Annotated in this window: 8 protein-coding genes; 4 read left to right on the forward strand and 4 right to left on the reverse strand. The window is 66.2% G+C overall.

All coding sequences use genetic code 11. From position 1 onward, the window contains the following. On the forward strand, positions 1-1,051 hold a 1,051-nt coding region (locus ABZE94_RS18080), incomplete at its 5' end, for an ATP-binding cassette domain-containing protein (RefSeq protein WP_372877097.1). A 39-nt stretch (positions 1,052-1,090) separates the two neighbouring features. After that, positions 1,091-2,512 carry a bifunctional D-glycero-beta-D-manno-heptose-7-phosphate kinase/D-glycero-beta-D-manno-heptose 1-phosphate adenylyltransferase HldE gene (hldE, locus tag ABZE94_RS18085; RefSeq protein WP_372877098.1) on the forward strand — a complete coding sequence of 474 codons (1,422 nt, stop codon included), beginning with the start codon at positions 1,091-1,093 and terminating at the stop codon, positions 2,510-2,512. 13 nt (positions 2,513-2,525) lie between these two features. Here the strand turns inward: hldE and ABZE94_RS18090 are convergent, their stop codons facing one another. The 4 genes from ABZE94_RS18090 to ABZE94_RS18105 form a co-directional block, all read right to left on the reverse strand. Next, the gene (locus ABZE94_RS18090) at positions 2,526-3,485 is read right to left on the reverse strand and encodes a metal ABC transporter ATPase (protein ID WP_372877100.1); all 960 of its coding nucleotides are present in this window, start codon (positions 3,483-3,485) and stop codon (positions 2,526-2,528) included. 157 nt (positions 3,486-3,642) lie between these two features. Then, positions 3,643-4,461 (reverse strand): aldo/keto reductase, encoded by an 819-nt coding sequence (locus ABZE94_RS18095; RefSeq protein WP_372877102.1) that lies wholly within the window; start codon positions 4,459-4,461, stop codon positions 3,643-3,645. Next, complete coding sequence (locus ABZE94_RS18100) at positions 4,461-5,636, reverse strand: FAD-dependent oxidoreductase (protein WP_372877104.1); 1,176 nt, start codon at positions 5,634-5,636, stop codon at positions 4,461-4,463. The genes ABZE94_RS18095 and ABZE94_RS18100 overlap by 1 nt, the downstream gene beginning before the upstream one ends. Before the next feature lie 95 nt (positions 5,637-5,731). After that, positions 5,732-6,064: a multidrug efflux SMR transporter gene (locus tag ABZE94_RS18105; protein ID WP_318949473.1), complete on the reverse strand. Its 333-nt coding sequence runs from the start codon at positions 6,062-6,064 to the stop codon at positions 5,732-5,734. Between the two features lie 86 nt (positions 6,065-6,150). Between ABZE94_RS18105 and ABZE94_RS18110 the strand changes: the two genes are divergently transcribed. Together ABZE94_RS18110 and waaA are read left to right on the forward strand one after the other, a co-directional pair. After that, complete coding sequence (locus ABZE94_RS18110; RefSeq protein WP_318949474.1) at positions 6,151-7,035, forward strand: LysR family transcriptional regulator; 885 nt, start codon at positions 6,151-6,153, stop codon at positions 7,033-7,035. Between the two features lie 33 nt (positions 7,036-7,068). Continuing rightward, a complete protein-coding gene (gene waaA / locus ABZE94_RS18115) occupies positions 7,069-8,358 on the forward strand; it encodes a lipid IV(A) 3-deoxy-D-manno-octulosonic acid transferase (protein WP_372877107.1) in 1,290 nt (429 codons plus the stop codon). Positions 8,359-8,527 lie beyond the last annotated feature (169 nt).

Here is an 8,527-nt window from a genome sequence, read left to right on the forward strand (position 1 = left end):
CAACAAGCAACTGCGCATGACCAAGACCGGCGCGGTCTATACGCCCATGTTGCAACTGGTGATATACAGCGCCATGGCGGTGCTGATGTTCCTGGTGCTGTTGCTGCGCGGCGATGCCACTGCGGGCGATCTGGTGGCCTACATCACCGCCGCCGGCTTGCTGCCCAAGCCGATTCGCCAGCTCTCCGAGGTCAGCGCCAATATCCAGAAAGGTCTGGCCGCCGCCGACAGCATCTTCGAACAGCTCGACGAAGCCCCCGAGGTCGACCGTGGCACGGTCGAGTTTGAACGGGTCAGTGGTCGTCTGGAAGTACGCAATCTGAGTTTCCAGTACCCTGGCGCCGAGAAGCCGGTGCTCAGCGATATTTCCTTCAGCGCCGAGCCCGGGCAGATGATTGCCCTGGTCGGTCGCTCCGGCAGCGGCAAGTCGACCCTGGCCAGCCTGATTCCGCGTTTCTATCACCATGAGACCGGACAGATTCTGCTCGACGGAGTGGATGTCGAAGACTACAAACTGCGTAACCTGCGCCGGCATATTGCCCTGGTGACTCAGCAGGTCACCTTGTTCAACGACAGCGTGGCCAATAACATCGCCTACGGCGACCTGGCCGATGCGCCGCGTGAGGCCATCGAGCAGGCGGTCGAGGCGGCCTATGCCCAGGAGTTCATCGACAAGCTGGCGCAGGGGCTGGATACCGAGGTCGGCGAGAATGGCGTGCTGCTCTCCGGCGGTCAGCGCCAGCGTCTGGCGATTGCCCGGGCCTTGCTCAAGGATGCGCCGATCCTGGTGCTGGACGAGGCGACGTCGGCCCTGGATACCGAATCCGAACGGCATATCCAGGCCGCCCTGGACCGGGTGATGAAGGGGCGTACCACGCTGGTCATCGCCCACCGCCTGTCGACCATCGAGAAAGCCGACCTGATTCTGGTGATGGACCAGGGGCGGATCGTCGAGCGTGGCACCCATACCAGTCTGCTCGAGCAGAACGGTTTCTATGCGCGCCTGCATGCGCTGGGACTGGATGAAAGCGCGCCATTGGATATCGCCTGATAAACTACGCGCCCGCCACTTGAGGCCACCGGAGTTCCCATGAAGTTGTCCATGCCCCGTTTCGACCAAGCCCCTGTTCTGGTGGTGGGCGATGTCATGCTCGACCGCTACTGGCATGGCGGCACCTCGCGGATTTCGCCGGAGGCGCCGGTGCCGGTGGTCAAGGTCGAGCAGATCGAAGACCGTCCGGGCGGCGCCGCCAACGTGGCGTTGAACATTGCCGCACTGGGTGCGCCGGCGCTGCTGGTCGGCGTGACCGGCGACGACGAGGCGGCCGCCAGCCTGAGCGACAGCCTGCAGGCGGTGGGGGTCAAGACCCATTTCCAGCGGATCGTCGGCCAACCGACCATCGTCAAGCTGCGAGTCATGAGCCGACATCAGCAACTGCTGCGCATGGACTTCGAGCAGCCCTTCAATACCGATGCCGCGGCCTTGGCGGTCGAGGTCGAGGCGTTGCTCGCCGGGGTCAAGGTACTGGTGCTGTCCGACTACGGCAAGGGCGCGCTGCAGAATCATCAGGTGCTGATCCAGGCGGCGCTGGCCAAGGGCATTGCGGTGCTGGCCGATCCCAAGGGCAAGGATTTCTCGATCTACCGCGGCGTCAGCCTGATCACGCCGAACCTCAACGAGTTCGAGACCATCGTCGGCCATTGCGCCGACGAGGCCGAACTGGTGGCCAAGGGGGCGCGCATGATGCGCGAGCTGGATCTGGGCGCACTGCTGATTACCCGCGGGGAGCACGGCATGACCCTGCTGCGCCCCGATCATCCGGCGCTGCACCTGCCGGCCCGCGCCCGTGAAGTGTTCGATGTCACCGGTGCCGGCGATACGGTGATCTCGACCCTGGCGGCTTCCCTGGCCGCCGGCGAGGAATTGCCCCAGGCCGTGGCCTTGGCTAACCTGGCCGCCGGTATCGTGGTCGGCAAGCTGGGTACCGCCGCGATCAGCGCCCCCGAACTTCGCCGAGCGATCCAGCGCGAGGCGGGGTCCGAGCGCGGCGTGCTGAGTCCGGACCAGCTGTTGCTGGCCATCGAGGACGCCCGCGCCCATGGCGAGAAGATCGTCTTCACCAACGGTTGTTTCGACATTCTGCATGCCGGTCACGTCGCCTACCTGGAACAGGCCCGGGCCCAGGGCGATCGCCTGGTGCTGGCGGTCAACGACGACGCCTCGGTCAGCCGGCTGAAAGGCCCCGGTCGACCGATCAATTCGGTGGATCGGCGCATGGCCGTGCTCGCCGGCCTCGGCGCGGTGGACTGGGTGGTGAGCTTCAGCGAAGACACCCCGGAGAACTTGCTGCGCGAGGTCAAGCCAGACGTGCTGGTCAAGGGCGGCGACTACGGCATCGATCAGGTGGTCGGCGCCGACATCGTCAGCGCCTACGGTGGCGAGGTGCGGGTGCTGGGGCTGGTGGCAAACAGCTCGACCACCGCCATAGTCGAGAAAATCCGCAGCAACTGATCCAGCATGCCGTTCAGCCCAGCTGAGCGGCGTTCAGCTTGGGCGGCGCTGACGCAACCGGCGCTTGCGGTTTCGCCGGTTTTTTGGGCGGTGCGGCGCTGAGCTGTTGCTGGTTCAGCCAGTCTTTCCAGCGGATGCGTTCGTCGCGCACCAACCAGCCGTCCTGCGCCGCGAAGCTCTCTGCCAGCCACAGGCCGCGGGTGCTGGCGGCTTTCAACTGGCCTTTGTTGAGGGTCAGCAGTTCGGCGCTCGGCCGCCCCTGCTGCAACGGTATCAGGTACAGATCCGGGCGGCTGCGGTCGAGGCGGGCGACCAGCTTGCCGTCCTCCAGGCGTTCGTCGACGTGGAACAGGCTGAGTTGCCGGGCCTCTTTGGGCAGCTCCAGGCGCAGGTCGTAGACCAGTTGCAACGAGGCCGTGGGCAGGTGCACATAGGCGCGCGGCCGTTCCATCAGGGTCATGTTGGCGCACTGCACCGGGCGCGCCGCTCCGGACAGTGGGCTGAGTTGAAAGTGCAGGGTTTCGCGGTAGCGCAGCGTGTCTTGATAGGGCGAGGGCAGCCAGGTTTCGCCAAAGCGGCCACTCAGCCAGCCTTCGGGGGTTTCCAGCAGGCACTCTTCGGCGACCTCCTGGATGGCGGTGAGCAGCGGCAGATTGAGTTCGTGAGCGGGCACGTAGCCGGAGATCAGCTTGAGCACCACGTCGCCCCGGTCCAGGCGCCGCTGGCGCACCAGAATCCAATAGTCCCGGCCTTGCCAGGTCAGGGTCAGGCGCACCGAAACCCCCAGGTTGGCCAGCTCCACGGCGAAGCGTTGGCTGTCGTTCAGCTCGATCGCGCGGCGCCGTTCGAGCATCTCGCGGAAGTTCAGTGGCCGGCCCAGGCTCTGGTAGCTGAGACCGTCCGCGCTGGCTTCGACGAACAAGGGCAGGGTCTTGAAGGTGCCGGGGTCTTTGCGGATCAGTGTGCGCGACATCTCGGCTCCTCTTGGGTTCGGGGCGGCTGGTCAGGCGGAAAGGGCGAGGCCTCGATCGAGCCGCCGGGCATGGTCGCAGGGATGCTTTTGCGCGGCTGATGCAGAGCGCCGCCCGGCCGCTCCTGCAACTGCAACTGCGCGCAGCGCATGATGGGGCTCAGGCGATATCCTGAATGACTGCGGCGGCAGTCGCGACATTATGGGCCAGGTGTTGCGCATTGATGGTGCCGACGATCGCGCAGCTTACCGCCGGGTGGGCGAAAATCAGCTCGAAGCTGGCGCGCACCGGATCTTCCCCCGGGGCCAGGCAGGCATGCCCGCTGGCCAGGGCTTTCTTGATCAGAATGCCTTTGCCGTGCTGCTCAGCGTAGTCCAGTACCGGCAGCTCGCTCTGTTCGTTGAGGTTGTAGGTGACCATAGCGCAGTCGCCCTGCTGGAGTGCCAGCAGGCCGCCCTCGACGGTTTTGCCGGACAGGCCGAAGCCGCGAATCTTGCCTTCGCGCTTGAGCTCGGCGAGGATCTCGTAGACACCGCTGTCTTGCAGGATGCCGACGTCATTGCCGTCGGAATGCACCAGCACCAGGTCGATGAAGTCGGTTTCCAGGCGCTTGAGGCTGCGTTCCACCGAGAAGCGCGTATGGGCGGGGGAGAAGTCGAAACTGGAGTGGCCATTGGCGAACTCTTCGCCGACCTTGCTGACGATCACCCACTGCTGACGCTGGCCGCGCAGTAGCGGGCCGAGGCGGCTTTCGCTGGTGCCGTAGGCGGGGGCGGTGTCGATCAGGTTGATCCCCAGGTCATGGGCCTGGGCGAGTAACTCGATGACCGCGGCGTCGCCCGGAATGCTGAAGCCGTTGGGGTATTTCACACCCTGGTCGCGGCCGATCTTCACCGTGCCGAGGCCCAATGGCGAGACCAGCAGCTCGGTCGAGCCGAGCGGGCGGTGCAGGTTGTGCAGGGTATGCAAGGCGTGCATTAGAACAGTTCCTCCCAGGCTGGGCGCGCTACGGCCGGACGGGGCAGGGCCGGGAGCGGCGCATGGCTGGCGGCGGGCTGGATGCCGTCACGGTCGAGCGCCGCCAACACGCGGTCGGCGAAGTCCGGGGCTAATGCCAGTTTAGTCGGCCAGCCGACCAGCAGTTGGTCTTGTTCGGCGAGAAAGGCGTTATCCGGGCGGACCAGGCTGGATTGTGCCGGTTCGGCGCGCTCGACGCGCAGGGTTGTCCAGCGTGCGCTGGAGAGATCGACCCAGGGTAGCAGGGCGCCGATTTCCTGCTGCGCGACTTTGATCTGTGCGGCCTGGTCGCGGGCCACGCCGTCTGCTTCGGCCAGGTCGCCGCCGAGATACCAGACCCACTCGCCATCGGCTGCCGGATGAGTGGTGACGGTGACCCGCGGTTTCGGCCCGCCGCCGAGGCAGTGGGCGTACAGCGGTTTCAGGGTCGGCCCCTTGACCAGCACCATATGCAGCGGCCGCAGTTGCTGCGCGGGCTGAGTGAGGCCCAGGGCGGCGAGCAATGCGGCGTTGCCGCTGCCGGCGCTGAGGACGATGCGTTGCGCGCGAATCTCGCGGCCGTCGACGATCAGGCCGACCAGTTGACCCTGTTGGTGCAGGGGCGTGATGGTCTCGGCGGCCAGCAGACCGTCGCCGGCCAGTTCGGCCAGGCGGGTGATCAGGCTGGGTACGTCGAGCACCAGCTCGGCCAGGCGGTAGACCTTGCCCTTGAATTTCGGGTGCTGCAGGGCGGGCGGCAGTTGCTCGCCCTTGACCTGGTCGACGCGGCCGCGCACCGCCTTGCTGGCGAAGAAACTGGTGATATTGCCGGCCAGGCTGCCGGGTGACCACAGGTAGTGGGCATCGGACAGCAGGCGCACGCCACTCAGATCCAGTTCACCGCTGCCGGCCAGCGCCTCGCGCCAGCGCCGCGGCATGTCGGCGATGGCTTCCGAGGCGCCGCTCAGGGCGCCGTGCAGGGCGTACTTGGCGCCGCCGTGGATGATGCCTTGCGATTTGACGCTCTGTCCGCCGCCCAGGCTGGCGTTTTCCACCAGCAGGGTGGCAAAGCCCTGGCGGCGCAAGCGCGCATTCAGCCAGAGGCCGGCGATACCACCGCCGACGATCAGAATGTCAGTGCTCAGAGCCTGGGACATGCGAGGGCCTCATTGGAAGTCAGGCCCGCAGTATAACGGCAAGTGGATGTGGCGGGCTTCCAGGCTCGAGCGGCAGCTTGGCGCTCGCGGCTATCTCAATGGCCGACGCTGTGCGAAAACAATTGAATCACCACCACGCCACAGACGATCAGGCCCATGCCGAGCATCGCCGGCAAATCCAGGCGCTGCTGGTAGAGAAACACTGCGGCGATGCTCACCAATACGATACCCAGGCCCGCCCAGACGGCGTAGGCAACGCCGACCGGAATGGTCTTGACCACCAGGCTGAGCATCCAGAAGGAGATGGCGTAGCCGACCACCACCAACAGCAGCGGTAGCGGTTTGTTGAAACCGTCCAGTGCCTTCATCGAGGTGGTCGCGATGACTTCGGCGGTGATGGCGACAGCGAGATAGAGATAGCCGCTCATGGTGGACCTCCTGTTTGATCTGGTGGTCATTCTAGTCGTTCGGATGATGGGATAAAGTGATTACCTATCTGATTAGGGGATGGGTTATGCAGTGGAACCTGGAGCAAATCCGCCTGTTCGTCGGCGTGGCCGAGGGCCAGTCCTTTTCTGCCGTGGCCCGGCAGATGAACCGTGCGCAGTCGGCGGTCAGCAATGCCATTGCCATGCTCGAGACCGACCTCGGTGTGCTGTTGTTCGAGCGCAGCAGCGGTCGTCAGCCCCGTCTGACGGCGGCCGGGGCGTCATTATTGGAAGAAGCGCGCGAGGTGCTGCGCCAGTGCGAGCGCCTGGAGGGACGGGCGTTGGGGTTGGTGCGCGGCGAAGAGGTGCGCCTGCGCCTGGCCCAGGACGAGGCCATGCCGTACCAGCCGGTGCTCGACAGCCTCGAGGCCCTGGCCCAGGCCTTCCCGCTGCTGGAGGTACAGCTGGCCAGCGGCGCCCAGGGTGATGTCGCGCGCAAGCTGCTGGAGCGCCGCGCCGACCTCGGTCTGCTGTTCCACCATGAGCAGATGCCCGAAGCCCTGGAACGTCAGCGCCTGGGTACCATCGAGATGGTCACGGTGTGCGGTGCCGGGCATGTGCTGGCCGGGGCAGGGCATGTCGACCGACGCGAACTGGCACGCCATCGCCAGTTGCTGATGGCGCCGCAGGACAGTCATTACCCGGGCGGCGAGCAGATCAGCCCATCGGTCTGGCGCACCGACAGCTTCTATGCCATGGCCGAGTTGTTGATGCGTAATCTGGGCTGGGCCTGGCTGCCGCGCCATGTGGTGCAGTACCCGACCTATCAGGGCCAGCTTGTGGAACTCAGCAGTGACTGGACCCCGCCGCCGCTGGTCGTCGAGTTGGTCTGCCGCCGCGATGAAGCCCTGGGGCCGGCCGCGCTGTGGCTGGCCGACTGCTTTGCCGAGCGCTTGCAAGCCATCGGCTGATTGCGGGCGGCCGCTCTGCTAAGCTGCGCGCCCATGAATAGAGCCCTCTACACCCTGCTGTTGCATCTCGGTCTGCCCCTGGTCGCCGGGCGTCTGGCCTGGCGTGCGTGGCGCGCACCGGCGTATGCCAAGCGCATCGGCGAACGCTTCGCCCTCGGTTTGCCACCCCTGCAACCCGGTGGCATCTGGCTGCATGCGGTGTCGGTGGGCGAGAGCATTGCCGCCGCGCCGCTGATTCGTCAGCTGCTGGCGCGCTATCCGCAGTTGCCGATCACCATTACCTGCATGACGCCGACCGGCTCCGAGCGGATTCAGGCCATGTTCGCCGGGCCCGAGTATGCCGGGCGCGTGCAGCACTGCTACCTGCCCTATGACTTGCCCTGGGCCGCGGCGCGCTTTCTCGAGCGCGCCCAGCCCCGGCTGGCGGTGGTCATGGAGACCGAGTTGTGGCCCAACCACATCCACCAATGTGCCCGCCGCGGTATTCCCGTGGCCCTGGCCAATGCGCGGTTGTCCGAGCGCTCGGCGCGTGGTTACGCGCGCTTCGCCAAACTGACCGCGCCCATGCTCGCCGAACTGAGCCTGATTGCGGTGCAGACCGCCGCCGAGGCCGAGCGCTTTCGCAGCCTGGGTGCGCGGCCCGAATGCGTCGAGGTGACCGGCTCGATCAAGTTCGACCTGACCATCGACCCTGCGCTGCTGGCGCGCGCCAGCGAGTTGCGCGAGCAGTGGGGCGCGGCGTCACGGCCGGTGTGGATCGCCGCCAGCACCCATGCCGGCGAGGATGAAATTGTTCTGGCGGCGCACCGCTTGTTGCTCGAACAGCGGCCCGAGGCCTTGCTGATTCTGGTCCCGCGGCATCCGGAGCGTTTCGCCACGGTATTCGAGTTGTGCCAGCGCCAAGGCTTGGCCACGCGCCGACGTTCCAGTGGCGAGGCGCTGCTGGCGGGTGACCAGGTGTTGCTCGGCGACACCATGGGCGAGCTGCTGTTTCTCTATGCCCTGGCCGATCTGGCCTTCGTCGGCGGCAGCCTGGTCGGCAATGGCGGGCATAACCTGCTGGAGCCGGCCGCGCTGGGCAAACCGGTACTCAGCGGTCCGCACCTGTTCAACTTCCTGGAGATCGCCGCGCAGTTGCGCGAGGCCGGCGCGCTGCTCGAAGTGACCGGTGCCGCCGACCTGGCGCAACGGGTCGCGCGGCTGTGGTGTGAGCCGGCCGAGGCGCAGGTCATGCGCGAGGCGGGTCTGGCGGTGATGCAGGCCAACCAGGGCGCGCTGGCGCGCTTGTTGGCAGGGCTGGCGGGCTTGCTACAGCGTTCATGAACGACGTGGTGCGCAGCCCCCTACGCGATGGAATGCGACTATCGGGTAGGGGGCGCCGTGCGCACCACGAGTCTCCACGCAGTACCCACAAAAAAGCCCGACTCGCGTCGGGCTACTTCGTTGCGCAGGACGGTGCAATCCGAGCCACTCAATCGTGAGCCGCTCAATC

Source organism: Pseudomonas sp., assembly GCF_041601375.1.
In the GTDB taxonomy this organism is placed as follows: Bacteria; Pseudomonadota; Gammaproteobacteria; order Pseudomonadales; family Pseudomonadaceae; genus Aquipseudomonas.